This window comes from Evtepia sp., assembly GCF_056797215.1.
On record NZ_JBQILM010000030.1, the window covers coordinates 1 to 24,741 of the forward strand.

The following is a 24,741-nucleotide window of genomic DNA, read 5'->3' on the forward strand; positions in this document are numbered from 1 at the left end:
CTCTTTTTGAGCAAGGAAACGCTTAGTTTTGTTACCCCCCCCCGCCGAAAAACTACAAAATTTCTTCGGCGTTTTCTTACAATTTCAAATTGGCGTTGACACCCTCTACACCCGCTTCTGGGGCCCGGCGCAGATGGTGGAGCCTGTGCAGTAAAACAGAGAAGCGCCCCGGAAAGAGCTTTCTTTCCAGGGCGCTTTCTCTGTTTGCTGATTCCTACGTCACCCTCAGGCTGGCAAGGGCTCCCAGGTCTGGGTCACTTCCAGGGTCTCCACATCCACGGTGATGTGGTATAGCCCGGCCCGGTGGACGACTACGCCCTCCTCACTGCCATTGTCTGCTTTGCTGTCCCCTGTCAGCACTGCCGTGCAGGTGAAAATACGGCCATCCTCAGAAAATGCCCCATCCTTCACATCCACAGAGCCGCTCAGGATTACGCCATGGATGTTACATATTCCAAGGTCAAAAAAGCGGCAGCGTCCATCCCGATAGACGAAAAAGGTGGTAGTGGGACGAATCAATGGCCCCATAGAAATATGGCGAATCAATGTAGCGGTGGGGCCTTCCCAGCGGGCAAGCTCATTCTCTTCTCCCAGCACCCCCATAACCTGGTCATAGGTAAACATACGCTCCACATTTCCGTTCTTCCGGCTCACAGGGGCGCTGTCACAGAGCCGCAGTAAAGTCAACAGGCATTGTTCCCGGGTGAAGGAGCCCTGGGGATCGAAGCTCCCGTCCTCCTTCCCTTGGAGGATACCCCAGTGATACATCACCGCCACACTTTCCTTGGCCCAGTCAGCAATCTGCTCCACATCTTGGAAGGGAAGGTCTTCGCTCACTTCTGGGAGCATCTTCCCCACCACCCGATAGGCCTTGGCCAGCATGACCGCCGCCTCCTGGCGAGTGATTGGCGCGTCCGGATCAAAATGGCCGGGGCTGCGGCCATCCACCACGCCTAAGTAATAGGCGAGAGAGTTTCCTCGGTCTGTCTGGCGGTTGTATTCAACGTCCTCCAACTTGTCCTGAAAAACCAGCTTCATATTGCCCTGCTCGTCCTTCTCGGCCAGATAGCGCGCCACGAGCGACCCCAGAAAGTCCTGCTCCTGATTGGTCGCTACGTAAGTCATAGCTGCCTTCCGAAATTCGTTCCGAGTGGCGGGGACGGTATAATCGCCCGAAATATCCATAGAAATACCCTCGGCCAGAGCCCGCTGTACGCCCTCCTTTGCCCAAGAGGAATACAGGTTGGTATCTTCCAGGGGTGGAACCTCTGGGTGGGTGTGGGCAGCCTGGGCTGTGGGCAGCAGGGCCGCCGCAGCCAACAGGGCCGCCGTCAGTGTTTTCCATCGTTTCATAGGGTTCTCCTTTCTCTGTGCCGCCCTGGGGCGGAAGGTACAATATGCCTCTGCTATATACAACGCAGCAAAAGTTGATTTGCAACAGAAATATTAAAAGTTTTTGTTTCCCGTTTACTTTTTGCTGCAAATTCCTTCCTTCCCTCATGTGTGCACACAATACAAAGACGAAAGGAAATAAAAAATATGCGTCACATGTACAAAGGAAGCTCCAACAACGAGGTGATTTTCAAGGACGAAAATGCTGGCGGCTATTTCTATGCCTATTCCAAAGAACTGTCCACAGCAACTTACACGGAGGTTTTTGCGAACGTTGTTCTGCCTACACGGCTGAAACAGACAGCAGCAATTTCCAGAAATGCGTATATCGCTTTTGGTATTCGCTGCAAAGAAGCATTTGGCGTTGATATGGGCTTAGGAAATTTCGGCCAGGGCTGGTTTCCTTGCTATCATGACTGTAAACCCTATGATACAATAATTAATTCAGAGGGAAAAGAGGTAAATCTTCACCATAGTATGGTGTTCCAGGAGTTCACTGCCCCCAGCAATGCAACCAATGCAGGTATTGTCATAAAGCCAATTAGCAACACCAAGGTCCATATGTATATCCAGTTTCAGGATGCAAATGGCAAAAATGTTGGACAAACATTTGACCGTGATTTAGATGTTGCACGCCGAAGTGGCTGGAACCGCTACTACCGCTTCGCCTCCTTGATCCCCTCTAATTCCAGCCCCAGCAATGACTCCGATGAGACTTATATGCTCGGCGGCAAGTTCACGAACACGGGGATTTACAACGGCAAAACCTATGTACCCTGGGGCATCACAGGAAGTTCCAGCCTCTGTGAGGTTGCTTGGGTGGAGACGTTCCCGAAGGCGCAGTTGGCGAATATTACGTCCAGCGGCGAAGAGTTCAAGATTGACCACTGGGCATAACGCCACAGAAACCAACCCCGCATAACCTCCAACCGGGTGTGCCGCAGCGTTTGTCTGCGGCACACCCAAATTTATTGTTGCATTTTTCAGAATACGGCGTTGTAAGTAATAGAAAAGAAGCGTCCCGGAAAGTGCTTTCTTTCCGGGACGTTGTTCTGTTTGCTGATTTCTCCGTCACCCTCAGGCCGGCAAGGGCTCCCAGGTCTGGGTCACTTCCAGGGTCTCCACATCCACGGTGATGTGGTATAGCCCGGCCCGGTGGACAACTACGCCCTCCTCGCTGCCATTGTCTGCTTTGCTGTCCCCTGTCAGCACTGCCGTGCAGGTGAAAATACGGCCATCCTCAGAAAATGCCCCATCCTTCACCTCCACAGAGCCGCTCAGGATTGAGCCATGGATGTTACACACTCCAAGGTCAAAAAAGCGGCAGCGGCCATCCTGATAGACAAAAAAGGTTCTAGTGACACTAAACACCGGCCCCTGAGAAAGCTGGCGAATCACGGTAGCAGTGGAGCCTTCCCAGCGGGAAAACTCCATGAGATGCTTCTCTTCGCGATGGACATGCTTTTCTAGCATCTCCATCACCTGTTGATAGGTGAACATTGGCTCCACGTTCCCATTCTTCCGGCTCACGGGGGCATTTTCATAGAGCCGCAGGAAGGTCAACAAGCATTGTTCCCGGGTAAAAGGACCTTGGGGATCGAAGCTCCCGTCCTCCTTGCCTTGGAGGATACCCCAGGTATACATCGCCGCCACGCTCTCTTGGGCCCAGTCAGCAATCTGATCCTTGTCGGTGAAGGGCAGTTCTTTGGTATCCTCTGGGAGGTCCTTGCCGATTACCCGGTAGGCCTTGGCCAGCATCACCGCCGCCTCCTGGCGGGTGACCTGGGCGTCGGGGTCGAAATAGCCAGGCTTCCGGCCGTCCACCAAACCCAGGTAATAGGCGATGGAGTTGTCCCGGTCGGTCCCAACGACCAGAGGCTTATCCTGAAAAACCAGCTTCATCTCGCCCTGCTCGTCCTTTTCTGCCAGATAGTACTCCACCAGCTCAGGCAGGTAGGCCTGCTCCTGGTTAGCGACTACATACGACATAGCGGCATCGCGGAATTCATTCCGGGTGGCAGGGATGGTATAATCGCTGTTGCCGGTACTCATAGAAAGTCCCTCAGCCCGGGCCCGTTGGACGCCCTCCTTTGCCCAGGCAGAATAAATGCCGGGATCTTCCAGGGGTGGAACCTCCGGGTGGGTATGAGCAGCCTGGGCTGTGGGCAGCAGGACCGCCGCAGCCAACAGGGTCGCTGTTAGGGTTTTCCATCGTTTCATAGGGTTCTCCTTTCTCGGCGCCGCTCTGGGGCGGCAGGTACAAATACGTCTCCAATTAATACAACGCGGCAAGCTACGATTTGCAACATAAAAAAGAAAAATAATTTCATTTCTTCCAGCGTTTACTTCTCAATGCAGAAGTTTTCTTTCCCTTATGTGTGCACACGAAACCAAACACGAAAGGAAATGAAACCAATGAGTAACACCCATATGTACAAAGGCACCAGCGCAAGCTTCCACCAGGAAGATGCCGGAGGCTACTTCTATGCCTTCTCTAAGGAACTCTCTACCAAGACGTACACAGAGGTATTTTCAAGCATTGTTTTGCCGACACAGCTGAAAGTATCCGCAGCAATTCCCCGGAACGCCTATATTTCCTTGGGCCTCCAAGCCAAGGGGACTGATGGCTTTGATGCAGGCCTGTGCAGCACTGGAAAGGGCTGGTTCCCCTTCTACTACGATGTGTTGGGCAAAGCCTGGGGCTCCTTTGAGGCGTACACGTCTCCCAGCAACGCTGCCACCGCAAGTGTTGTTGTAAAGCCCATCGACGATGAACACGTACACATGTACGTTCAGTTCCTGGATGCAAACGGAAAGAACGTTGGCACAACGTTTGACCGTACGTTCAAAGCAGCGAAGCGTGAAAACGGCTGGTGCGGGTATTACCGCTTTGCCTCTCTGGTTCCCTCCTCTGGCAATGTCAGCAATAACTCGGATGAAACCTACATGATTGGCGGCAAGTTTGCCAACAACGGCATCTATAACGGCAGCAAGTATGAACTCTGGGGAATCAACACCAACCTTTGTCAGGTGGCTTGGACCGAAGAGTTCCCCAAAGCCCAGCTTCTGAACATCAACAACTACGGCGAGGAGTTCCGCATTGACCACTGGGCATAACGCCACAGAAACCAACCCCGCATAGCCTCCAACCGGGTGTGCCGCAGCGTTTGTCTGCGGCACACCCAAATTTATTGTTGCATTTTCCAGGATATCACGTTGTAAATAATAGAGGGAAAATTATTCCTCAGGCATCTCTGCAAGCATCAGGGCTTTGGCTCGCCGCTTTGCCCTGGTGAGAAACACCCGTAAACTCCCGGGGTTCATATCCAAATCCTCTGCCATCTTATCCAACGGCTTTTCTAAAATATACCGTGCTTCTAAGAGGTATTGGCTGCGCGGGTCCAGTTTGGGCCAAACCCGACGCAGGCAGTCCAAATCATCCAAAATACTTTGTTGTTCCAAGAAGTCCTCAATTGGGTCGTCGGACAGGGAATCCATCTTCTCATCAAAAAGCCAGTGCCCCCCGTTGGTCCGGGGACAAGCCGCGAATTGTATGGATAAGCTCCCCCACGGTGCGTTCCCCTAAAGCAGCCTTGTTCCAAGCATCGGGAGAGAGCCTGGAACTGCACCGCCCCAGCAAGTAATCTGTTGACACTTGGAAAAACTCTGCCATTTCTACCAACCGTTCCACCCCAGGGAGACTGACATTATTCTCATAATTTGAAATCGTACCAGGTGTCACATGCAAAATTTTCCCCAGGTCCTGCTGCGACAGCCCGCGATCTTTTCTCAATTCCTGTAAGATTTCTCCGAATTTTGCCATTGTACACGCTCCAGCAATGTATTGATTCCTATTATATATTCCCAGGAACGAAACGCTCGAAATATGCAGAAATACAATATTTTATGCCAATTATACGCTAAAAATATGATAAAATTAGAGTAAAAGAAATTTTTTTAAATTGTTGCAAACAGGATATTGTGATGTCTCCTATTAGGGGATGTTTCCAGTTCCCTGTCCGCGGCACAAAGAGAGAAAGAGGTATGAGCCATGATTTCCATTTTTTCCTGCACCGACGCAGAAGAAAACCCGCAGGCATTCCTCTGCCGGCTTTATGAGCGCTACGCCCGCCTGATGTACTCTGTGGCCAGCAAGCATCTCCCCGGCGCTCCCCACGCCAGGGAAGATGTGGTGCAGGAGACCCTGCTCAAGCTGACCCAGAAGGTGCCTCTGTTACAGACCATGGAAGAAGCCCCCCTGGCTGCGTACATCTGCGTGGCTGTGCGCAACACGGCCTATTCCTACCTGCGCAAGCGGGCCACGGAAGAAAAGAATATCCTCCCCTGGACCGACGACATGGAACGGCTTCCCTCCCCAGCCCCCTCCTTTGAGGACAGGATCATTTCCCAGGAGCAGATGGAGCGCTTTTGGGACGTCTGGCAGGAACTGCCTGAAGAAGACCGTTTCCTTTTGGAGGGGCGTTACATCCTGCGCTATACCGACCAGGAGCTGGCCGCCGGGCTCCACTGCCAAAGCGCCAGCGTACGCATGAAATTGACCCGCGTGCGGAAAAAGGTTTTGGCACAAATGCAAAAAAAGGAGATGAAAACATGAAACGGGAAGAAGAACTGCAATTAGAATATGAGGACATCCTATTTAAGATCATGATGGACCGGGTGGCCCAGGCAGAGGGAGCGCAGATGCTGGAAGAGAACCAGCATCTGCTAGAAATCCCCGACGCGGAGGTACCCCAAGCGATCCAACAGCACGCCTACAAAACCATTCAAACTGCCTTTACCAAAAAGAAACCGCAACGCCGGCACACGGGCACCCTGCGCAAGGGGCTCCGGGTGGCGGTTGTTGCCGTTATCTTGCTTGCCCTTTTGATGGGTGCTACCTTTGCGGCGTTCCCTAATGTACGGGCAAAAGTTATCAATACAATTAAAAACATATATGAAACCCACACCGATTTCACTTATCAAACGGATGCCGAAACTCCCAAAGACCTTGAAATCAATGTTGGGTGGCTTCCAGATGGGTTCTATATTCGCGAGGAAGGCTCTATCAGTAACCACTCTTGGGAAGATTATGAAGATAACCAAGGGAATGTCATTATGATTGAAAAATCCCTTCCCATCGGAACTTCTTCTATCGACACAGAAGATGCTAACATTATTTCTACAACAATGCATGGATTTGAAGCAACCTTGATTACAAAAAACAAGGAAGCAAGAATCCTTTGGTTAGACACTGAAAAAAATATTGTTTATTTCGTTAATACAGAGGGGCTATCTATAGAAACTATGCTAAAAATAGCAGAAAGTATTGCCTGAAAGAAAATTTTTTGTTGCATTTAAAGCAAATGTGTGTCTTCTTTATGAGCGTTGGCTAATAATGGGAGGTATTTATGAAAAGACACACAGCAAAAAGCATAGTAGTTCTTATGAGCCTACTTATCATTCTTGGTAGCGGAACAACAGCATTGGCTGCTCAGCCATCTGCAATCGAACCGATGTATATCGGACTTCTAAGGGCAGATCCCCTTGTAACAATTTCTTCTGGAACCGTTTTTTGTAAGGACTTGGTGACCATAAAAACAGGGTATTCTGCAAATATAACCTGGACATTACAAGGGGGACCTGGAAGAGAATTCAAAGCAATAGCCACTTGGACAAGTTCCGGTGGAACTCGTCACCCTTTAGATGCAAGTAGAATTGCTGATAAAGGTTCTAGCTATCGTTTAAAAACATCAATTAAGGTATATAATTCCAGCGGAACACTTGTTGATGATGAAGTAAAATATTCAAGTGTTGTCACTTACTGATTACTCATCTTAACTCCCAACGCTCAAACACCAAGGCGGGCCCCGTGCTACTGACGGGGCCCGCTATAATTTGTAAAATTTAGAAAAATATTGAAATTTCTTGTCAGACTGTGTTGCAATTTGCGCACAGTCTCGTTTTATTTTATAGGGCAACCTCTCTCTCTTTGTGCTTTTCAAGATATGAAATAAAAAACTGCATATTTTGAAGCGGACGTTTACTTTATCGTAGCATTTTTATCCCTAACTTCTATCCCCCCGGAATAGGAGTCTATAAAATGCTGATGGAGCAAATCGTTCGTGCCCAACAGGGCTGCTCTGAAGAGATGGAAGCCCTGATCGAGAAATTCGAGCCAATTTTAAAGAAATACAGCCGTAAGCTCTTTTGGGAAGATGCCCTCAACGACATGACGCTGGCCTTTATCGAGTTGGTCTATGCCTTGCCCCTGGACAAGCTGCGCAATACAGAGGACGGTGCTCTGGTGAACTACATCGCCGCCTCTGTCCGCAATACATACAACGCTTTTTTGAAACAGTACTTTTCCCGCCCCCAGGCAGTGGCCTCCCTGGACGACGCCACGGAGGCCCAGAAGTTGGAGGCCATTGCCTATGAGGACAAGCGGGAAAAACAGCAGTTCCTTGACCTCTTAGACCTATGTCCCAGCTTAACAGAAAAAGAACGCCAGGTATTGCTTCTGGTCTATTATTGGGGGTATCGCTCTGTGGAAATCGCAGAGCGTTTTTCGACCAGTAAGCAAAATATCAACCAGATCAAACAGCGGGCATTGAAAAAGCTGAGAGAGCGGCTTTAGGAAAAGATTTTCTTTTTGCAGTTCTGCGATTCTTTTGTGAATATCCTGGATTTCTTTTGGGAAAAAGACAGGGAAATTTGCAGTATGTGGTTGTAATATCCGGCATTCTTCGCTATAGACTTGGGCCATGCTGCTTCCTCCTTTGTTCGTTTGTAGTATACCTTATCCGAACCAAGTGTTACAACTTTTTGATTCTTTCCTCTTCGGTGCCAAAAGAGCCAAAAACCAGCTGAATTTGCTGGTTTTTGGCCCTTTTATTATGGGAGAAATAGAAAGCAGGAAATACCGAACCCTCTAGTATTGGCATGAGGAGGGACTACATGTTAGAGACAAGGAAAATCCTCCGCACTGTTTATTCATAGAACTTCTTGTAAATTTCGGGTCTGAAGTCAGGCTCACCAGCACACGGATTGTCAATGCACTGGTGGCGGACGCCCAGGGAGAGATCAATCGTCTCCAAGAACAGACCGACCTGATAGTTGTTATCGTCCCCGCAATAGCAAGTCACGTCCACTTCTCCGAACGCATTGGTCTTGGGACCGATAATCATGCTGCCACCGCCGAAATAACTGGTGGCATCGTAGCCGGTTAGGTTGGAGCTTGCGATATAGATGGAACTTGCCAGCACACTGTATTCCAGATGTGGCGTGTAGCAGCGGCGAAATGCCTCCCGGCTGCCCTCGTTGGGAATCTCCTCGATTACAGCTGTGGGGTTCAGGTACAGACGCGCACCCTTATACACATAATAGCGGACCAATTCCGGGAACTGATAGCTGTCATAGCAGATGCCCAGCCCGATGGGACCCCACTCCGTATCAAAGATGAAGGGGTCCTCCCCCTTTTTGCACCACAGATTTTCCGTGCCAAAGGGGTGTATCTTCTGATAGGACCCGACCAGGCCATTGGGACCTAGGACAACCGCCGAGTTATACAGGTCCTCCGCATCCTCGGAACGTTTTTCGGACATCCCGAAGATGATGTACATCCCGTATTCCTTGGCCACGGCTTCCAAAACCTTCACCGACGGACCGTTTACGGTTTCCGTTGCGGCAATCTTTTCGCTCCGGTCGATCTTCTCGTCGATGAAATAGTCATATCCCATCAGGCACATTTCCGGAAAGACGATCATATCCGCACCGCGCTTCCCTGCCGCAATGGCATACTCCTTGATTCTGGAAAGGTTTGCTTGCTTGTCCCCTGTGGCCACTTTGAAGTTCACAACGCCCAAATTGATAATGTCTCGCATAGTTTTCCAGTCCTTTCATGATCCAGTTTGTTTATTTGCTCTCCGCCGCTTTCACGGCCATATCTCTTGTCATTGCCAGCGCGATCACAACCGCTACGGCGGCACCAAACAGCTTTGAGAGCACAACAGGTGCGATCGCTTCCGGGTGAACGCCTGCGGTAAAGCCAACATGGTCGCCCAACGCCCCGGCGGCGCATACCAGCCACGCAATGTTGACGATCTTTCCCCGGTTGCTCATGGTGTTCATCATTTTGAATACAGGGATACTGTTGGCAAGGGAGAAGAACATACCTGCGGCGGAATTGGCATCCAGACCGATTTTCTGTCCCACCGCGGTGAGGGGCTTGTCCAGCACCTTTGTCAACATGGAGAGCAGCGGGAAGGTCCCCAGCAAAACGATGGCAATCCCCGCCACGGTGCTCATGGCCTCTTCGATGGGTGCCATACCGGGGATGAGCACCACTCCTGTCATGAATTCAAAGGCGGCAGCCGTGAGGCCGACTGTAATTAAAATGATCACGAACTTTCCGAATATGACACAGCCTTTGGTCATCGCGTCGGGGATAAACTTCAGGCCAATGGCCAGAAGAATAGAGACGATCAAAACGGGAACGGTATTGAGCAGAACCATGACGATGTCGTAACCGGCCATGAGTCCGCCTGCGATGGAACCTACCGGGATCGTGATCATACCGATCAGCAGGCCTTTGGCGAAGTACGGACGGTCCTCGTTGTCGATCAGGCTCAGGCCCACTGGGATGGAAAACACCAGTGTACTGCCCAGCATGGAGGCCACGATCAAACCGGAGTACAGCCCGGCCTGCTCATTGGTGGAAAGGGACATAGAAAGCTGATAGCCCCCCATATCGTTTGCCAGGATTGAGCCAAAAATGGCTGGGTCCGCGCCAATCAGGGATAGCACCGGGGCAATGAGCGGCGCCACGATATCAGAAATCACAGGGGCAAGGCATACGATTCCCACCATGCCCAAGGCCAAAGGCCCCATGGCGTTGAAGCCCTCTTCAAATTTTTCGCCCAGGCCCAGTTTGTTCCCTATGATCCGGTCGATGCCACCCACCAGGGCCAAGATCGCCATGATCCACATTGTAATTTCACTAAATGACATAAAGACCTCCTTTTGTATCGTAAACCAGTCTGCTCTTCACTCACATCCCCTTTGGATCGCATCACCCCCGATGCTGACCCGGATGCCAGGTGCATATTTTTTACATAGTTCGTAGATCTCCTGTATTCTGGCATCTTTCTTCTTCCGGTTTTCTATATGGCCTGGTAAGGCGTATTGCTGACCGATCATTGCGTATTTACTTGCGCCTAAATCATGGTACAACAGCAAGTTCCATTCCGGATGGTTTTCCAATGTCGCAACAAAACGGGCCGCACGGATGATCTCTTCGTCTGTATCATTATAGCCTGGGACAACTGGCATCCGGACGATCACCCGTCCGCCTTTCGAGGGCAGCACGTGGCACAGCCGCTGAAGATTGTCCAAGATCATCTCGTTGGAAGCGCCGGTAAGGGCCTTGCTTTTTTCGCGGTCCATGTGTTTTACATCGTAAAAGACCGTGTGACAATACTGCGCCACCAGCCATAGATGCGCCCAGGGTGCAAAGCCAGAGGTCTCAATACAGGTATTTAGGCCAGCTTCCCTACATAAACGCAACGTCTCTGCCGCGACCTCATGCTGCAACAACACTTCGCCGCCAGAGAGGGTCACGCCGCCTCCGCCCCGCCGGTAAAACATGGCGTCCTTGTTGGCCTCATGGAACAGCTCCCTTGCCGTGTACTCTACACCGGAAATCATCCGTGCCCCTGCAATACACACTTTGACGCATTGCCCACAAAGTAAGCATTCCCTATGCGCCACACTCACCGCCTCACCCGGTCCCGAAATCACATTGACTCCATGAGGGCAGGCCTCCACGCAGGCCCCACAGCCACTGCACTTGTCCCGGTTCACAACAAGCTGCTTTTGGGGGGACAATCCAAAGGGATTGCTGCACCACAGGCAGCGCAGAGGGCACCCCTTAAAAAAGATGATCGTGCGGATCCCCACGCCGTCGGTACTCCGGAAGCGTCCAATGTCAAACACAAGGGCTTTCTTTTCCTCCATGGGAATCCCCTCCTGCATCGGGTCATTGCCTCGCAGGCCCGAGTTATGAAAAACTGTGCTCGGTGCGGTTGATGACGTCGTTTTGAACCCGCTCAGCCAGGTCCGTCCAGTACACACTGTAGCCGGCTACGCGGACGATCAGCGTGGGATAATTTTCAGGGTGTTTCTTGGCGTCAATCAGCGTCTCCTTGTTGATGGTGTTGAACTGGACATGGTATACACCATAGTCATTGAGCATTGTGCGCACCAGATTGAGGAAGTTGTTCATCCCTGCTTCCTTGTAGACAGGTTGAACATAGGTCGCCTCTGGCAGCTCCATGGGGATATCACGGACAGTTGTCATAGCGCTCTCCTTTCAAGTATCTATTGCATTCTAATCGAGAAACTTACTGCTCCACCATTTCAGACTGGCTGACCCACATATTCAACAGCGTTCCGTTGGTATAGGCGGGGAAGTCCAATTTCCCATAGCTGCGGGCGGCAACCGTAGGGCCGTGGGTGTCGGCCTGCTGGGAGGCGGACATGGTGTCGGAAATGGGCATACCCGCCAGACGGCCGTTGGGTGTCGCGCCGGTCATGGCACCGTAACCCACATTGGACTGAACCATTTGAATGGCTGCGTCGCAGTAGTGTCCGCGGTACATTTTCAGGCGGACGGTGCAGTCCGCAAACCACTTCCACAAATCCGCCGCCAGGGAATCCACGTAGTCGTCGTCGTTGCCGTACTTTGGCGCGGCCATCAGCTTGGCGCGGAGGGCTTCATAGCCCTTAAAATTGTTCATGCAGGCGTCGCGGACCTCCTGAAGGGTGGCTTCTTTCTTGTCAAAAACCACCTTCTTAATGGCAGCCACCGAATCCGCCATGGTGGCAAAGCCAACCATTTGAATGGTCGGGCCAATATTGACCTTTGCGCCGCCTGCTGTGGCGTCCACCGCCCGCTCCAACGCGCCGTCCAACAGGATGGTGAAGGTAGGCAGGCTAAACTGTTCCGCCAGAAGCTTTTCGCAGATGACCAGATTTCCATGGCATTCTTCAATGGCATACTTGACCTGGGCTTTCACGGCTGCATAAAATTCATCGAAGGTCTGGAAGCTGTCCGGCGCGCCGCTCTCAAAGGTCAGCAGCTTGCCCGCAAACATATTGTCGGACTCCGCCGGCATCACACCGTTGGTCACGGCCATCAGCATCGCCCCTGCCACGTTGATGATACCGGAGTCTGTATGGCCGTACTGACGGCCCTCTACACCAGGTTCCACACAGCCAATGGGGGAGCCGTACTTCAAAATTTCCTTTCTGGAATACTTGGAGTGCCCCTCCGGCCCTGCGGCCCGGTGCTCTAGCATGGCGTACAGGCTCTCGCAGTTGAAGAAGGACGGGTGACCCATTCCTTCCGCCGATAACTCACAGGCTTCCCGAAGCAGCGCGTCCGGTGTTTTCTGGTGCAGCATGAGCGAAACGGTGGGGGCGGTGGTGCGGGCATAGCGCATAGCGCGCAGGAAGAGATAGGACAGCTCATTGCTGGCATCCTTTCCGTTCTCATCCAAGCCGCCCAGGTCCAAGTGGGGGTAGCGGTAATAGCCGCCGAAGATGTAGGCCATCTGGCTGGACTGGAACCAGACATTGGTGTTGACACGGACGTACAGTTCCTCGATCAGTTCCATCGCTGTTGCCGGTGTCAGGATGCCTTTTTCTACATCGGCTTTATAGTAGGGATAGAGATACTGGTCGATACGGGACCAGGTGATGGACGGGCCGGCCCCCTCCACAAACAGGAAGAAGCAGACTGCCCAGGCGGTTTCTATGGCGTCATGGAAGGAAGTGGCGGGGCCCCAGGGCACACGCTTCATCATGGCAGCCATCCCTTCCAGCTCCTGTTTGCGCTTTGGGTCCTTTTCTCCGGCGGCTTTCCGGGCGCAGGCGGCGGACATCCGCTGGCCCCAGTCCCGGATCGCCTCCAGCACTTCAATGATCCCGTCGTAGAAGATTTTTTTGTCAATGGACGCCGGGTCGTTGGGGTCCAGCTTGCCGCGCAGTTCCTTGGCCTGCTCATAATATTTCACAAAGCCATTTTCGATCACATCCGTCCAGGCGGGGATAAAATGGGAGCCGTTGGCGCACAAGTAGTTGGAAACATCGGAGATGCCGCCAAACTGGGCGCGGTTCCACTCGTCCTCACTGACATAATACCCCCACTGCACCGCCATGGTTTTGTCCTTCCAATAGGGCAGCAGTTCCTCTTCCAACGCCTTATAATCCTCGTCTGTGATCTCAAAGGGGTCATATTCCCGGCTGCGCAGGTTCGGCAAATCCTCCGCCAGCCAATGGGCGTGCAGCTCAATGGCAAAGTTCGCGCCGCGGATACGCTTGGTAGGCCAGCCCACCAGCTGTTCATGGTCGTAGACCACATCGCTCAGCGCACGGTACACCGCGGCAGACACCTTGTAGCGGCGCATGAGCGGGGGCATTCCTTCCGTTTCTTTGTAGACCCTGGTATAGACCTGGGCACGTGTGATATCCACATTGGGCCGATTGCCATGGAGCATACCGTTCAGTTCCTGAATGCGCTTGGTACTCCCCACCTTGGCAATGGTCCCGGCGCGAATGGCCTGTCCCAACGCAGCCGTCCCTGTGTGCTTTTCCGTATTCATCTTGTTCTCTCCTTTTGTCCCGGAAATCATCCCGGTTCCGTTCTCCGCCAGAGGACATGAGAAAAACGATCAGTCGATCCAGCCCTTTGCCTCCCACTGCCGTACCTGGTCATAGTCATGGCCGAAGAAGAGGGTGGCGTGGCAGTCCTTCTCCATTTGCCGAATCCGCGCAAGGTTCGTGTAAAATTCCTCCGGGGTCTTGTTGATCGTTCCGCCCGGAGGCAGTTCATTGTCGTAGCTGTCCTGGGTGTAGATCGTATCGCTGGTGGTGAGGATCGTGCCGTGGTTCTCCGTGCGCAGGAGCATTCCAATCACGCCCGGTGTGTGGGACTGCTGAATGAACAATTCCAGATCATCCGCCAGCTTTGTGCTTTCATTGATCGTTTCAAACTGAATCCCTTCCACATCGAACAGAGAGCGGATGTAAGCGCCGCCGTTCCCCGTCATCGTGCGGAAATAAGCCTCTTTCAAATCGGCTTCGGCCACCAAAACGTGGCGGATCGCCTTGGTTCCCACAAAGTATTCCAGCCCCCCAGCATGGTCAAAATGCAGATGGGAGAGGATGATCTGGTCGATATCGTCTGGGGTGAGTCCTCTCGCGGCCAAGGCGTCCTGGATGGAGATCATCTCCGTGATGGGATAGTCGTGGCGCATGGCCTCGGTATACACAGTGGCATACTCCGGGCTGTTTCCGCTGTCGTAGAGAATGTTCCCCAAGGTCGGGTGCTGAATCAGCAGCGCCACCACCGGCGATTTCACCATAACGGATTCATCCTTGCAGTCCACGAGGCGGAACCGGGGAAATTCCATCCGCCCCAAGTATAAAACACTGATTTTCATGCCCATAGTTCTATGTACTCCTTTTTTGTTGAAATGGCTTGCGATGTAACGGAAGCGTTATTTTCCCAGATACCCGCCGTCTACCGGGATGATCGCGCCGGTAACATAGGCGGCTGCCTGGCTGGCCAGAAAGACCACCGTTCCCTGGAGGTCCTCCGGCAGGCCCCAGCGGTGCATGGGGATCCGGCTTGTGATCTCCTGATACTGGGCGGGGTTCTTTTCCTTCATATCCGCGGTCAGCTTTGTGACCATATACCCAGGCGCGATGGCGTTCACGCAGACCCCCCGTCCGCTCCACTCGTTGGACAGCGCCTTCGTCAACTGCGCGATTGCGCCTTTGCTGGCGCTGTAGGCGGGGATCATTTCGCTGCCAAAGAAGGAGGTCATGGAGGCCACGTTGATGATCCGGCCATAGCCCTGTTCCAGCATGGTCCGTCCGGCCTGCTGTGCCAGAAGGAATACCGCGTTCAGGTTGATCCCAATGATCTGGTTCCACTTCTCACGCGGGAAGTCCTCTGCCTTACAGCGGAATTGTATTCCAGCGCCATTGACCAGGATGTCCAGATGCCCGCCAAGTTTCTCCAGTGCCTGTGCGTAGAGCTCAGGGATGGCCTCCTGGTCACTCAAGTCCCCCTGGACCCAATGGACCTTCGGCCCCGCCGCGCCCAGCTTGGCTGCGGAATCCGCTACCGTAGGGGAAATATCCATCAGCACCACCTCGGCCCCCGCCAGGTGCAGGCCCTCCGCCATGGCGTAACAAAGCCCTGCCGCGCCGCCAGTCACCAGCGCTGTTTTTCCCTCCAACTGAAAGCCTTTCATAAATTCGTTCATGTTACCGTTCCCCTTTCACAATTTCATCCAAAACCTGGTCCGCGACGATTAAGGTGCGCTGGATGTCTTCCTCTGTGTGGGCCGTGGACAGGTACAGGCGGCCTCTGCGGTCCGTGAGGCGGACGCCATAGTCCTCGCAGCCCTCTACAAATTTTTCATACATCGGGGTGTCCGCCTTTTGCAGCCAGTCGCGGAAATCGTCCACATCCTCATCAAAGCCAAAGTAAAGGATGAAGATGCTGCCCACATGGCGGAGATACAGTTTCAGCTGGTACTTCTCGGCCAGTGTGCGCAGGCCGCCGGCCAACTGCTCCGCCAGCGTGTCAAACCGCTGGTAAACCCCAGGCTTGGACAATTCCTCCACGGTTGCCAACGCAGCCGCAACCCCTACCGGATTGCCATTAAACGTACCGGAGGCATGAATGCCGCACTCCATGATCTCGCGCTTGCCGGCCACCATCCCCATGGGATACCCGCTGGCAATGGCCTTGGCGAAGGTGGAGATATCCGGTGTGACCCCGTAATATTCCTGTGCGCCGCCCAGCGCCATACGGAAGCCTGTGATGACCTCGTCGAAAATGAGCAGCACGCCGTGGGCCTGCGTCAGCGCCCGGACCCCTTTCAGGTAATCCGGCTTGGGCAGGATGGGGCCGGAATCACACATGCAGGGTTCCATGATCACCGCGGCGATTTCCTGGCCTTGTTCCTGTAAGGTTTTCTCTAGGCACGCCAAGTCGTTCCAGGGCAGGACGATCAAGTCATCCGCTGAGCTGAGCCGCTGCCCCTTGGTGTGGATGATCTTGTTGGGATGCGCTCGCTCCCCCAGCTCTGCCACGCTGTCCGCATCGATGCTGATCTTTTCCTCATCGGACCAGCCGTGATACTGTCCTTCAAACTTAACGATCTTGTACTTTCCCGTGTAGGCCCGCGCCAGGCGCAGGGCAAACATGACCACTTCCGTGCCGGAGTTCTGAAAGCTGACCACCTCTGCGGAGGGGATGATCTCCGTCAGCCGTTTGGCCAAGCGCCGCATATCTTCTGTGGGGGCGGAAAAATGCGTCCCCTTCTCCAGCTGGGCTTTTACGGCCTTGTCTACTGCATCCGGGCAGTGCCCCAGCAGCATAGGGCCAAATCCCAAAACGTAGTCGATGTACTCGTTCCCATCCAAGTCGTAAAGCTTGGACCCTTTGCCATGGGTCATAGCCACCGCATAGTCCCGGTAACTGTTGATGTGAAAGGAGCTGCCCACCCCGTCCAAGAGGTATGGGGTCGCTGCCTGGTGCAGCGCCTTTGATTTGTCCGTGTTGTATTTTTTTATGCCCATATCGATTCCTCTTTTCGTGTTCTCGTTCATACGAAATGATCAGTTCTCTTGCAGTATAAAAAGAAAGGCTTTGCGATACAAGCCACCTTTTGCTTTTACAATTTGTTCAAAAATACAGGAAACGCGCCCCGTCTGCTCCCCAATTTTTATCATAAAGGCAGGAATCCACGCGGCGGTTTCAAGGGGAATGCCGCGCGAGGGTTCGGAGGGGGGCGCCTTATGCTGCCAACGCGTTCTTTCCACGCCTCCCTCTCATTGTGGGTGAACCACAATATCTTTTCATTTTTTTGTTTCAACCGCACAGCAAAAAAGCGAGAAAAAAGAACCGGTCCCCCCGGCGCAGGCTTTGGGCCACGTGCGCCGGGGGACTGGTTCTTCGTTTACTTGCCGCCAAGCTCATCCTGGCAGAAATCATACAGCCGCAAGGCCAGCATAAGATCAAAGAGATCGTCCATCCGATTCAGGTCCCGGTGGAGCATCCGCTCGATCTTTTTCAAGCGGAAATACAGGGTGTTCACGTGGCAAAACAGCGCTTTGGCCGCATCCTTTTGGTTGCAGTCGTGCTCAATATAGCGGCGCAAGCTGTTCAACAGGTCCCGATGCTCCTCCCGCAGCAGATTGCCCAACACTCTGGCCGCCATTTCGTTTAGATCCAGGGACGTCCTCGCCTGTTCAAACAGCTGGTAGGACACCATATCATCATAAAACGCGATGGGAGCTTCCACGTCCCTTTGCGGGTTTAGGAACAGCGCCTTACGGGCGTGCTCGGCGTAGCTTCGCAGTCGTCGGATATCGGTGAATTCTTCGCTGACGCCAGCTTGAATGTCCGTATCCGGCAGTTTCTCCTGCAAACACAACATGATATAGCGCAGCAGCGGCGCGACCCGCTTTTCCGGCTCCGTTTCAATCAGCCACAAGATCATATCATCGTCGGCCGTAAGCCAACAGTCCTGTTTCTGCTTTTGCAATTCTTCCTGGATATAGGTTTTTGCCTGATACAAAAGGTTTTCCTCTTCGTAAAACACCATTCCCCCTTGCAGCCTGCTTGCTTCCACAGCGCTGTGTTCCCAGAGAAGCTGGACCTGCACAACACGGAAGTGCTGCTGCGCATGAAAGCCGAAGCGGCGCAGCCGTTTTTCAGATAAGCGCTTGCCGTACAACAGGTCCAAAAGCAAGATCGCCCGCTCGTCGTTCCATTTCTGGCTGTTGGAAATCGTGGTGCCGATGCTCCGGCTGATATCAACAATCCGAACATGGGCCGGAAGCTCAAGCAGCGGCAAGCCCAAACGGTCACAGCAGGCGCATACTTCCTTGGGCACCACCGGAATAAACTCACTTAAGCTGACCGCTACTGCGGCGACCTGCTTGTCAAAGAGCTGCTCCATCAGACGGCACAGAACTTTTGCATCGTCTTTTGTGATGATCCCAGTCAATATGATCAATTCACCGCCACGAAGCCATTCCACATAGCGCGGGTCCTCTAAATTATGCACCCATTGTACGAGATTTCCCAAGCCGCTTTTCCCCGCTAAAACCCGGAATTGGTTGGCATAAGGCAGGCTTAACATTGTGTTGCACGGTATCCCCATCTTACAGTCCCTCCCTAATGTGGAATTATATGAATCATCCACCGATTGCTATGAAATTATACGAAAATGATCTGTGCTCTACAAGGCAGACGGCAATATTGTATGGGACTTAAAAAATCGGCATTCGTGGAACCTGTTCCGTATCGCACCTAAACCACACAAGGCCGGACACCCCCTCAGGTGTCCGGCCTTGTATGGTTTACAAGTTGGTTCAATTCCCGTTTGTGTTCAACCAATCCACATCATATTGCTTTTCCGCGGAGAACTTGGTCATAGAGCCATCCTCCATGGAGAAGCTCATGAAGTACTCATAGTCCCGCATTTCAGCCGGGGAGAACCACATGACGTCGTCTCCGGTGAAATCGGGGAACATCTCCCCGGCCTTCTCCCGGTTCAGCTCCGTGACAGGCACGTTGTTGAAGAGGATGTTGGACAGGCCAGGGTCATCCTGGCCGCCGGCGAGGGAGAACTCCATCCGGGCGATGACAGCGTTGCCCAGCTTGGTGGCCTCCTCGGTGACCATGGAGACATGGGCAAAGATGTTGTCCGTAACCCAGATGGACGCGCCAGAGTAGTAGGACTCGGCATCCAGCTCCGTATCCGGGTCGATCTCATACTGGGTGATCTGCATGTTGGCGTCCTTCTCGGAGGTGGTGATCTTGAAGCCGGCGTCCAGCAGGGTCTGCACGGTGGTTTCCCCCACACGGATTTCACTGCCGTTGATGGTCACCGGGTACACCACGGATTCCACCTGGCCGGATGTGCCCTCTTCCCCGCCGGGCTCATTGGTGTCCCCGCACCCAGCCAGAGCCAGGAGGAGGAAGGTCAGGAGCAGGCAGGTCAGGCCGCGTTGTTTCCACTGTTTCATGGTCATCAAGTCCTTTCTCTCTAAATTCCCCAAGGGAATGGATAAGGACAGGATACCCCATTTTACCCCAGCCGTCAAGCCCGTTGTTTCTTGCCGGGACGCTGGACATCCAAGGCATCGCAGACCCGCTTCAAGGACATGCGGTACACCCCGTACAGCAGCAGGGAAACGGCTGCGATGAGCCCCAGACTGGCCAGCAGCCCCACGGCTTCCGGTAAGCTGATCTCCACACTGTCGCCGTTGAAGAGCATGATAAGAATATAGAAAGCATAAATCAGGATGGTACCCACCAGGGTGGGGGTAAAGAACACCCGCTTCACCTGTCCCCGCACCGACTGGTACAGGTATTTCCTGGGCGCCCCCAGGTGGCGCAGGTCGTCGTAGACCTTGCGGTTGGTGAGGGCGATGGTCATGCAGCGGGTATAGGCGATGATGATCACCGCGGCAAAGCAGACGATGGCCACAAAGACAAAGAGCAGGATAAACACCGCCATGGTGCGCAGGAATTCCGTCTGGTCCAGCACCCGGAACTGGGGCATGTATTGCCAATACAGGCGGAAGCTGCTGCTGTCCCGCTTGTCATAGTCCACATCGGCCCCGGTGTATTCCTGGACGTTCTCCGGGTCCATGTCATACCTGCCCTTTTCCTGGATCTCCCGGGCCCGAACCACCGGGTCCCAGGAATCCACCAGCTCCACCTCTGGCCCGGAGCGGTCCACAATCCTGTAGTAGAGCTCCTTGGCGAAGTAGTAGGTGTCGTCGCAGTTGGCCACGTCGAAAACGACCATCTCCTCCTGCCAGTCCAGGGGTAGGCCCTCTGAGAGCCGGGCCATGTCCTGGTCGTTGAGGATGTAGTAACCAAACAGCGGCTGATAGGCCACCGGCTCCACAGCCTCCACCGAGAGGCGTTCCCCGGTGATGGGGTTGGTGACAATGGTGATGTAGGGGTTAAACATCCCGCCGGTGCCGTTGATGGGGTCAACAATCCCCGCCACCTGCCCTGGCTGAAGGCGCAGGGCCTCCCCGGTGAGGGTGTTGTAATCGGAGACCGAGAGGAAGGGTTGGGAGTTCAGCAGCTCCAGGTATTCATCCTTTATGGTGACCCCCATAGGGCCCTCCGTTTCCACCCCATAGGTTCCATCGAAGCCCAGCCGGGCCATGGTGACCTGGGCATAGCGGGTGATCTCCACACCAGATTCCGCCGCCATCTCCTGGATCTCCTGGCCCTGGGGGATATCCTGGTCTGCCCGGAAGTGGTAGGCGTAGTCCACCGGCCGGGAGGCATAGCCGATCAGGGAGGAGGAGCCCATCATGGGACTGTAGAAGCTGCCAAAATAGGCCCCGGCAATGAGCAGGGTCATCACCAGCATGTTGCGCACCGTCTGCCGCCCCTGGAACTTCATCATAGAGGTGGAGATCAGGTCCTTGTACTGCCGCCGCCTGCCGCCCCAGCCGTTGACCACGGTGTGCAGCAGAAGCATGTATAGTCCCACCAGAGCAGGCAGGTAAAATAGGGACATAAAGCCCTCTGGGGGATACCAGCGCAGCTTGAGGATGAAAAAGCTGGGGGCCATATACCCCAGCACCCCGCCAATCACCACCAGCAGGATGCCCAGAAGGCCGTACCACCGGGGCACATCCCGGATGGGCTCGGACTTGTGGGACTCCTGGACAATATCGATGATATTGGTGCGCCGGACGGAGCGGTGGCCCAGGAGGAAGGTGACGAGAATGACGAACCCGGAGAAGGCCAGGGCGAGAAGATAGGCCTGGGGGTCAAAGCGCAGGGCCATTTCCTCCGTATCCACCACACACAGGCGGAATACCTTCCACAGCAGCCAGGCCAGAGGGGCCCCCAGGGCCGCGCCCAGGGCGCAGGCGCCCACGGAAATGACCCCCAGCTCCCGGAACAGCTCTCCCTGGACCTGCTTCCGGGAGGCCCCCAGGGCCAGGAACACCCCGTTCTCCCGGGACTTCTGCCGCAGGAAGAGGGCGGCGGCGTAGGTGGTGAATACGGCGCAGCCAATCACCGCCAGGACGAAAACCATCATCACCTGCTTGCGGCTGTCGCCCCCCTCCGGCAGCACCGTGAGGATGGTGGGGGAGCGCATCATACACACATAGGCGGTGATAAGCAGCACCGAGAAGAAGCAGCAGCCTGCCAGCAGGGCGTATTGCTTCCGATTGTGCCGCCGCAGGGTGGCGTAGACTTGGGAAAAGTGCTTCATGGTGGGCTCACTCCTTTCCCATTTCCCGGATGGCATCCAGAAGCTGGTCCTGGAAGTTCTCCCGGGCCTGGTCCCCCTTAGAGAGCACCTGCCACACCACCCCGTCCCGGAGGATCACCACCCGGTCGCAGAAGGAGGCGGCGAAGGAGTCGTGGGTCACCATGAAGATGGTGGCCCCCAAGGATTCCTGGGCCTGCTGAAAGGTGGAGATCACCGCCCGGCTGGACTTGCTGTCCAGGTTCCCCGTGGGCTCATCGGCCAGGATCAACAGGGGATGGTTGATGAGGGCCCGGGCCACGGCGGTGCGCTGCTTCTCGCCGCCGGAAATCTCTGCCGGGTACTTCTCCCGGATGCGCCCAATGCCAAAGACCTCACAGAGCTGGTCCGCCCGGTCCTCCGCCTGCTGGGAGATGCTCTCCCCGATGATGGCGGGGAGGAGGATATTTTGACGCACGGTAAGTCCGTCCAGGAGCAGGAAGTCCTGAAAGACAAAGCCCAGCTTCTTGTTGCGCACCTGGGCCAAGGCATCCTCATCCAGCCGGGCCAATTCCGTCTCTCCCAGACGGATGCTGCCCTCATTGGCGGGGATGTAACAGGAGATACAGTTCAACAAGGTGGTCTTGCCAGAGCCCGAGGGGCCCATCACCGCCACGAACTCCCCGTCGGCCACCTCTAGGGACACCCCCTTGAGGACCTCATAGGTGGTTTTCCCCACCTGGTAGGATTTGTGTAGGTTTTCTACTGTCAGCATAATAAAGCACATCCTTTCTGCTGTGTTCTCTTCCGTCAGGATAGCGCAAAAAAAGAGTCCCTGCAAACGCGGTTGTCATCTTTGGGGGCTTTGCTGTCAAGTTTGGTTTGGAGAATTCCTTGGCCTATGGTACAATAGCAGCAGCTTGTTTGCGTGTTTAGCATTTCAGAGAGGGAGGGGTGCGTATATGCTTCGTATCGGGATTTGCGACGACAACGCTTCCGCCCGGCTGACCCTGCGCGCTGCCTTGGAGCGGTCCTTGGAAGAGCGCAGGACAGAGGGGCGTTTTTTTGAGTTTTCCTCCGGGGAAGGCCTGCTGGGCTGGTTAAGCAAGCACCTGGGGGAACTGGACCTGGTGTTTTTGGACATGGAGATGAGGGCCCTGGACGGCATGGCGACCGCCCGCCGCCTGCGCCAGCTGGACGAGACCCTACAGCTGGTATTCGTCACCGGCTACGCAGAGCACGTCTTTGACGGCTACGCCGTGGGGGCCCTGGGCTACCTGATGAAGCCCCCGGCCCCGGAGCAATTGGACGATGTCCTCTCCCGGGCCGCGGCGGCCCTGCTGGGGGGCGAGGAGAAGGTGTTCGTCTGCCGCAGCGGCGACACCCTCTACCGGGTGCCCCGGCAGCGGATCCTGTACTTCTCCTCCGACCGGCGGCAGGTCACCTGCGTCACAGACCAACGCAGCTACACCTTCTATGGCAAGCTGGACGAGGTTGCCCAGGCGGTGGGGAACGGCTTCATCCGCGTCCACCAGCGCTACCTGGTCCACGCCAGGGCGGTGGAGCGGGTGGAGGGAGGACAGATTTTCCTGTCCAACGAGCTGGCGCTCCCCATCAGCCGGGCCAACCGGGCCGCCGCCCTGGCCGCCTTGGCCCGGGCGGCCCTGGAGGACTGAGGGATGTGGGCACGGGCGATCCTCTGGTACACGACCCCCTCCAACTGGCTGTGGGCCCTGCCGCCGCTGCTGGCGGGCTTGTTCGCCTCCCGGCTGTGCGCGGCGTTCCTCCCGGTGAAGCCAAAGCTGCGGTGGAAGCTGCTGCTGTGCCTGACCTTTGGCTGCTCCATCAGCATGATCATCTGGGTGGGGGACAACAACCTGCTCTTTACCCTGCCGCCCTTTTATACCATTGTGCTCCTGTGTACCCAGGGGAACCGGGTGGGGCGGTTGACAGTGTGTACCATCTTCTTCTGCATCGTGATGTCGGTCAGCGCCCTGCTGGACACCTATGTGTGGCCCATCGTCGCGGCCCAGGGCCTATTCCAGAGCGACCTCCAAAATACCCCGGCACGCCTGCTGCGCCTGCTGTTCTGGGGGGTGCTGTGGCTCCTGCTGCGCCGGCGGCTGCCCCAGGAGCCCCCTAAGCTCACCCCACGCCTGTGGCACATGTCGGCGCTGCTGGCGGCCATGCCCTTGAGCGCCGTCGCGGCGGTGGTGGTACTGACGCGTCAAAAGTACGACTCCTGGCTGCTCCACAGTGTCACCATGAACCTGGGGCTGGCGGTGCTGCCCTTTGTGCTGATGACCTCCCTAGCCCTGTTGTTTTTGCTCAAAACCCTGGACGACGCCCAGCGTTTAGAGCAGGAACAGCACCTGGCCTCCCTGCGGGAGCGCTATTACCAGGCCCTCCGGCGGGAACAGAACCAGCTCCGGGCCCTGCGCCACGACCTGCGCAACCATTTCACCGCCATCCAGGGCCTTTTGGAGCGCGGGGACTGCCAACGGGCAGCGGAGTATGTTCAGAAGATGGCCGGGTCTCCTGCCCTGGACAGCGGCCTGCGGCTGTGCGAGAATGAGACAGCCAATGTGGTCCTGGTGGCCAAGGCCCAGGCCATGGAACAGATTGGGGTCCGGGGAGACTTCGCCGCAGCCCTCCCCGCCCACTTACCCATCGGTGGCCCGGACCTCTGCGCCCTCCTGGGCAACGCCTTGGACAACGCCATGGAGGCGGCGGAGCAGGCCCAGGACAAGGTTGTCACCCTGCGCTGCCGGGTGGAAAAGGGCCTGTTTATGCTGCGGGTAGAGAACGCCGTGGAGGGGGCGCTGAACCCCGACCTCTCCACCACCAAGGCGGACAAATCCGCCCACGGCTTCGGCCTGGCGGGGATGCGGGAGATCGCCCGGCGCTACGGGGGGAGCTTGGAAACCCGAACGGAAAACGGGCGCTTTGAGCTGGTGGCCTGCCTGCCCCTGGATGGGGCAGTTGACAAGGGGGAATCCATTCAATATAATGGGAGAAAATAAGGCGGAAGCCG

25 protein-coding genes are annotated in these 24,741 nt (G+C 55.0%); 8 read left to right on the plus strand and 17 right to left on the minus strand.

Going from position 1 to position 24,741, the window contains the following annotated elements; genetic code table 11:
- Positions 1 to 225: 225 nt before the first annotated feature.
- Complete coding sequence (locus ACTOZL_RS07775; protein ID WP_482477704.1) at positions 226 to 1,353, minus strand: S-layer homology domain-containing protein; 1,128 nt, start codon at positions 1,351 to 1,353, stop codon at positions 226 to 228.
- A gap of 195 nt (positions 1,354 to 1,548) precedes the next feature.
- Here ACTOZL_RS07775 and ACTOZL_RS07780 point away from each other — a divergent pair, with 195 nt between their 5' ends.
- Positions 1,549 to 2,289, plus strand: a complete 741-nt coding sequence (locus tag ACTOZL_RS07780) for a hypothetical protein (RefSeq protein ID WP_482477705.1) — start codon at positions 1,549 to 1,551, stop codon at positions 2,287 to 2,289.
- A gap of 180 nt (positions 2,290 to 2,469) precedes the next feature.
- Here ACTOZL_RS07780 and ACTOZL_RS07785 read toward each other — a convergent pair whose 3' ends face one another.
- Positions 2,470 to 3,612, minus strand: coding sequence for an S-layer homology domain-containing protein (locus ACTOZL_RS07785; protein WP_482477706.1), 1,143 nt, complete (start codon positions 3,610 to 3,612; stop codon positions 2,470 to 2,472).
- Positions 3,613 to 3,807: 195 nt separating this feature from the next.
- On the opposite strand from ACTOZL_RS07785, the gene ACTOZL_RS07790 reads away from it, so the two are divergent.
- On the plus strand, positions 3,808 to 4,509 hold the full coding sequence (locus ACTOZL_RS07790) for a hypothetical protein (protein WP_482477708.1): 702 nt from the start codon (positions 3,808 to 3,810) through the stop codon (positions 4,507 to 4,509).
- A 120-nt stretch (positions 4,510 to 4,629) separates the two neighbouring features.
- On the opposite strand, the gene ACTOZL_RS07795 is transcribed toward ACTOZL_RS07790, so the two are convergent.
- Positions 4,630 to 4,890 carry a sigma factor-like helix-turn-helix DNA-binding protein gene (locus ACTOZL_RS07795; protein ID WP_482477709.1) on the minus strand — a complete coding sequence of 87 codons (261 nt, stop codon included), beginning with the start codon at positions 4,888 to 4,890 and terminating at the stop codon, positions 4,630 to 4,632.
- A 7-nt stretch (positions 4,891 to 4,897) separates the two neighbouring features.
- On the minus strand, positions 4,898 to 5,215 hold the full coding sequence (locus ACTOZL_RS07800; RefSeq protein WP_482477710.1) for a helix-turn-helix domain-containing protein: 318 nt from the start codon (positions 5,213 to 5,215) through the stop codon (positions 4,898 to 4,900).
- Positions 5,216 to 5,443: 228 nt separating this feature from the next.
- Here ACTOZL_RS07800 and ACTOZL_RS07805 point away from each other — a divergent pair, with 228 nt between their 5' ends.
- From ACTOZL_RS07805 to ACTOZL_RS07820, 4 genes are all read left to right on the plus strand, one after another.
- A complete protein-coding gene (locus tag ACTOZL_RS07805) occupies positions 5,444 to 6,007 on the plus strand; it encodes an RNA polymerase sigma factor (RefSeq protein ID WP_482477711.1) in 564 nt (187 codons plus the stop codon).
- Entirely contained in the window at positions 6,004 to 6,726 is a 723-nt protein-coding gene (locus ACTOZL_RS07810; protein ID WP_482477712.1) for a DUF4367 domain-containing protein, read from the plus strand. Before ACTOZL_RS07805 ends, ACTOZL_RS07810 begins: the two co-directional genes overlap by 4 nt.
- Positions 6,727 to 6,800: 74 nt before the next feature.
- Entirely contained in the window at positions 6,801 to 7,217 is a 417-nt protein-coding gene (locus ACTOZL_RS07815) for a hypothetical protein (RefSeq protein ID WP_482477713.1), read from the plus strand.
- A gap of 275 nt (positions 7,218 to 7,492) precedes the next feature.
- A complete protein-coding gene (locus tag ACTOZL_RS07820; protein ID WP_482477714.1) occupies positions 7,493 to 8,026 on the plus strand; it encodes an RNA polymerase sigma factor in 534 nt (177 codons plus the stop codon).
- A 352-nt stretch (positions 8,027 to 8,378) separates the two neighbouring features.
- Here ACTOZL_RS07820 and ACTOZL_RS07825 read toward each other — a convergent pair whose 3' ends face one another.
- From ACTOZL_RS07825 to ACTOZL_RS07885, 13 genes are all read right to left on the minus strand, one after another.
- Positions 8,379 to 9,272 (minus strand): carbon-nitrogen hydrolase family protein, encoded by an 894-nt coding sequence (locus ACTOZL_RS07825; RefSeq protein ID WP_482477715.1) that lies wholly within the window; start codon positions 9,270 to 9,272, stop codon positions 8,379 to 8,381.
- Positions 9,273 to 9,303: 31 nt separating this feature from the next.
- Positions 9,304 to 10,398: an ethanolamine utilization protein EutH gene (locus ACTOZL_RS07830; protein ID WP_482477717.1), complete on the minus strand. Its 1,095-nt coding sequence runs from the start codon at positions 10,396 to 10,398 to the stop codon at positions 9,304 to 9,306.
- Positions 10,399 to 10,434: 36 nt separating this feature from the next.
- Complete coding sequence (locus ACTOZL_RS07835) at positions 10,435 to 11,403, minus strand: glycyl-radical enzyme activating protein (protein ID WP_482477718.1); 969 nt, start codon at positions 11,401 to 11,403, stop codon at positions 10,435 to 10,437.
- A 43-nt stretch (positions 11,404 to 11,446) separates the two neighbouring features.
- On the minus strand, positions 11,447 to 11,746 hold the full coding sequence (locus ACTOZL_RS07840) for a glycine radical domain-containing protein (protein ID WP_482477719.1): 300 nt from the start codon (positions 11,744 to 11,746) through the stop codon (positions 11,447 to 11,449).
- A 43-nt stretch (positions 11,747 to 11,789) separates the two neighbouring features.
- A complete protein-coding gene (locus tag ACTOZL_RS07845; RefSeq protein ID WP_482477720.1) occupies positions 11,790 to 14,051 on the minus strand; it encodes a pyruvate formate lyase family protein in 2,262 nt (753 codons plus the stop codon).
- Between the two features lie 69 nt (positions 14,052 to 14,120).
- Positions 14,121 to 14,897, minus strand: coding sequence for an N-acyl homoserine lactonase family protein (locus ACTOZL_RS07850; RefSeq protein WP_482477721.1), 777 nt, complete (start codon positions 14,895 to 14,897; stop codon positions 14,121 to 14,123).
- Positions 14,898 to 14,948: 51 nt separating this feature from the next.
- Complete coding sequence (locus tag ACTOZL_RS07855; protein ID WP_482477722.1) at positions 14,949 to 15,722, minus strand: SDR family oxidoreductase; 774 nt, start codon at positions 15,720 to 15,722, stop codon at positions 14,949 to 14,951.
- Between the two features lies 1 nt (position 15,723).
- Complete coding sequence (locus ACTOZL_RS07860) at positions 15,724 to 17,046, minus strand: aspartate aminotransferase family protein (protein WP_482477723.1); 1,323 nt, start codon at positions 17,044 to 17,046, stop codon at positions 15,724 to 15,726.
- A 39-nt stretch (positions 17,047 to 17,085) separates the two neighbouring features.
- Positions 17,086 to 17,289: a hypothetical protein gene (locus ACTOZL_RS07865; protein WP_482477724.1), complete on the minus strand. Its 204-nt coding sequence runs from the start codon at positions 17,287 to 17,289 to the stop codon at positions 17,086 to 17,088.
- A 137-nt stretch (positions 17,290 to 17,426) separates the two neighbouring features.
- The gene (locus tag ACTOZL_RS07870; protein WP_482477725.1) at positions 17,427 to 18,614 is read right to left on the minus strand and encodes a PucR family transcriptional regulator; all 1,188 of its coding nucleotides are present in this window, start codon (positions 18,612 to 18,614) and stop codon (positions 17,427 to 17,429) included.
- Between the two features lie 232 nt (positions 18,615 to 18,846).
- Positions 18,847 to 19,503 carry a hypothetical protein gene (locus ACTOZL_RS07875; protein WP_482477726.1) on the minus strand — a complete coding sequence of 219 codons (657 nt, stop codon included), beginning with the start codon at positions 19,501 to 19,503 and terminating at the stop codon, positions 18,847 to 18,849.
- Between the two features lie 74 nt (positions 19,504 to 19,577).
- A complete protein-coding gene (locus tag ACTOZL_RS07880; protein WP_482477727.1) occupies positions 19,578 to 21,731 on the minus strand; it encodes an FtsX-like permease family protein in 2,154 nt (717 codons plus the stop codon).
- Positions 21,732 to 21,738: 7 nt separating this feature from the next.
- Positions 21,739 to 22,482, minus strand: coding sequence for an ABC transporter ATP-binding protein (locus ACTOZL_RS07885; protein WP_482477728.1), 744 nt, complete (start codon positions 22,480 to 22,482; stop codon positions 21,739 to 21,741).
- A 187-nt stretch (positions 22,483 to 22,669) separates the two neighbouring features.
- On the opposite strand from ACTOZL_RS07885, the gene ACTOZL_RS07890 reads away from it, so the two are divergent.
- Entirely contained in the window at positions 22,670 to 23,383 is a 714-nt protein-coding gene (locus ACTOZL_RS07890; protein ID WP_482477729.1) for a LytR/AlgR family response regulator transcription factor, read from the plus strand.
- A 3-nt stretch (positions 23,384 to 23,386) separates the two neighbouring features.
- A complete protein-coding gene (locus ACTOZL_RS07895; protein ID WP_482477731.1) occupies positions 23,387 to 24,730 on the plus strand; it encodes a sensor histidine kinase in 1,344 nt (447 codons plus the stop codon).
- Positions 24,731 to 24,741: the final 11 nt, after the last annotated feature.

Bases quoted from the DNA above. Each gene is read 5' to 3' on its own strand.
- ACTOZL_RS07810 (WP_482477712.1), top strand. From the start codon at position 6,004: ATGAAACGGGAAGAAGAACTGCAATTAGAATATGAGGACATCCTATTT.
- ACTOZL_RS07835 (WP_482477718.1), bottom strand. From the start codon at position 11,403: ATGGAGGAAAAGAAAGCCCTTGTGTTTGACATTGGACGCTTCCGGAGT.
- ACTOZL_RS07885 (WP_482477728.1), bottom strand. From the start codon at position 22,482: ATGCTGACAGTAGAAAACCTACACAAATCCTACCAGGTGGGGAAAACC.
- ACTOZL_RS07890 (WP_482477729.1), top strand. From the start codon at position 22,670: ATGCTTCGTATCGGGATTTGCGACGACAACGCTTCCGCCCGGCTGACC.
- ACTOZL_RS07800 (WP_482477710.1), bottom strand. From the start codon at position 5,215: ATGGCAAAATTCGGAGAAATCTTACAGGAATTGAGAAAAGATCGCGGG.
- ACTOZL_RS07850 (WP_482477721.1), bottom strand. From the start codon at position 14,897: ATGGGCATGAAAATCAGTGTTTTATACTTGGGGCGGATGGAATTTCCC.
- ACTOZL_RS07790 (WP_482477708.1), top strand. From the start codon at position 3,808: ATGAGTAACACCCATATGTACAAAGGCACCAGCGCAAGCTTCCACCAG.
- ACTOZL_RS07825 (WP_482477715.1), bottom strand. From the start codon at position 9,272: ATGCGAGACATTATCAATTTGGGCGTTGTGAACTTCAAAGTGGCCACA.
- ACTOZL_RS07875 (WP_482477726.1), bottom strand. From the start codon at position 19,503: ATGAAACAGTGGAAACAACGCGGCCTGACCTGCCTGCTCCTGACCTTC.
- ACTOZL_RS07795 (WP_482477709.1), bottom strand. From the start codon at position 4,890: ATGGATTCCCTGTCCGACGACCCAATTGAGGACTTCTTGGAACAACAA.
- ACTOZL_RS07830 (WP_482477717.1), bottom strand. From the start codon at position 10,398: ATGTCATTTAGTGAAATTACAATGTGGATCATGGCGATCTTGGCCCTG.
- ACTOZL_RS07855 (WP_482477722.1), bottom strand. From the start codon at position 15,722: ATGAACGAATTTATGAAAGGCTTTCAGTTGGAGGGAAAAACAGCGCTG.
- ACTOZL_RS07860 (WP_482477723.1), bottom strand. From the start codon at position 17,046: ATGGGCATAAAAAAATACAACACGGACAAATCAAAGGCGCTGCACCAG.
- ACTOZL_RS07805 (WP_482477711.1), top strand. From the start codon at position 5,444: ATGATTTCCATTTTTTCCTGCACCGACGCAGAAGAAAACCCGCAGGCA.
- ACTOZL_RS07845 (WP_482477720.1), bottom strand. From the start codon at position 14,051: ATGAATACGGAAAAGCACACAGGGACGGCTGCGTTGGGACAGGCCATT.
- ACTOZL_RS07780 (WP_482477705.1), top strand. From the start codon at position 1,549: ATGTACAAAGGAAGCTCCAACAACGAGGTGATTTTCAAGGACGAAAAT.
- ACTOZL_RS07820 (WP_482477714.1), top strand. From the start codon at position 7,493: ATGCTGATGGAGCAAATCGTTCGTGCCCAACAGGGCTGCTCTGAAGAG.
- ACTOZL_RS07815 (WP_482477713.1), top strand. From the start codon at position 6,801: ATGAAAAGACACACAGCAAAAAGCATAGTAGTTCTTATGAGCCTACTT.
- ACTOZL_RS07775 (WP_482477704.1), bottom strand. From the start codon at position 1,353: ATGAAACGATGGAAAACACTGACGGCGGCCCTGTTGGCTGCGGCGGCC.
- ACTOZL_RS07870 (WP_482477725.1), bottom strand. From the start codon at position 18,614: ATGTTAAGCCTGCCTTATGCCAACCAATTCCGGGTTTTAGCGGGGAAA.
- ACTOZL_RS07785 (WP_482477706.1), bottom strand. From the start codon at position 3,612: ATGAAACGATGGAAAACCCTAACAGCGACCCTGTTGGCTGCGGCGGTC.
- ACTOZL_RS07895 (WP_482477731.1), top strand. From the start codon at position 23,387: ATGTGGGCACGGGCGATCCTCTGGTACACGACCCCCTCCAACTGGCTG.
- ACTOZL_RS07840 (WP_482477719.1), bottom strand. From the start codon at position 11,746: ATGACAACTGTCCGTGATATCCCCATGGAGCTGCCAGAGGCGACCTAT.
- ACTOZL_RS07880 (WP_482477727.1), bottom strand. From the start codon at position 21,731: ATGAAGCACTTTTCCCAAGTCTACGCCACCCTGCGGCGGCACAATCGG.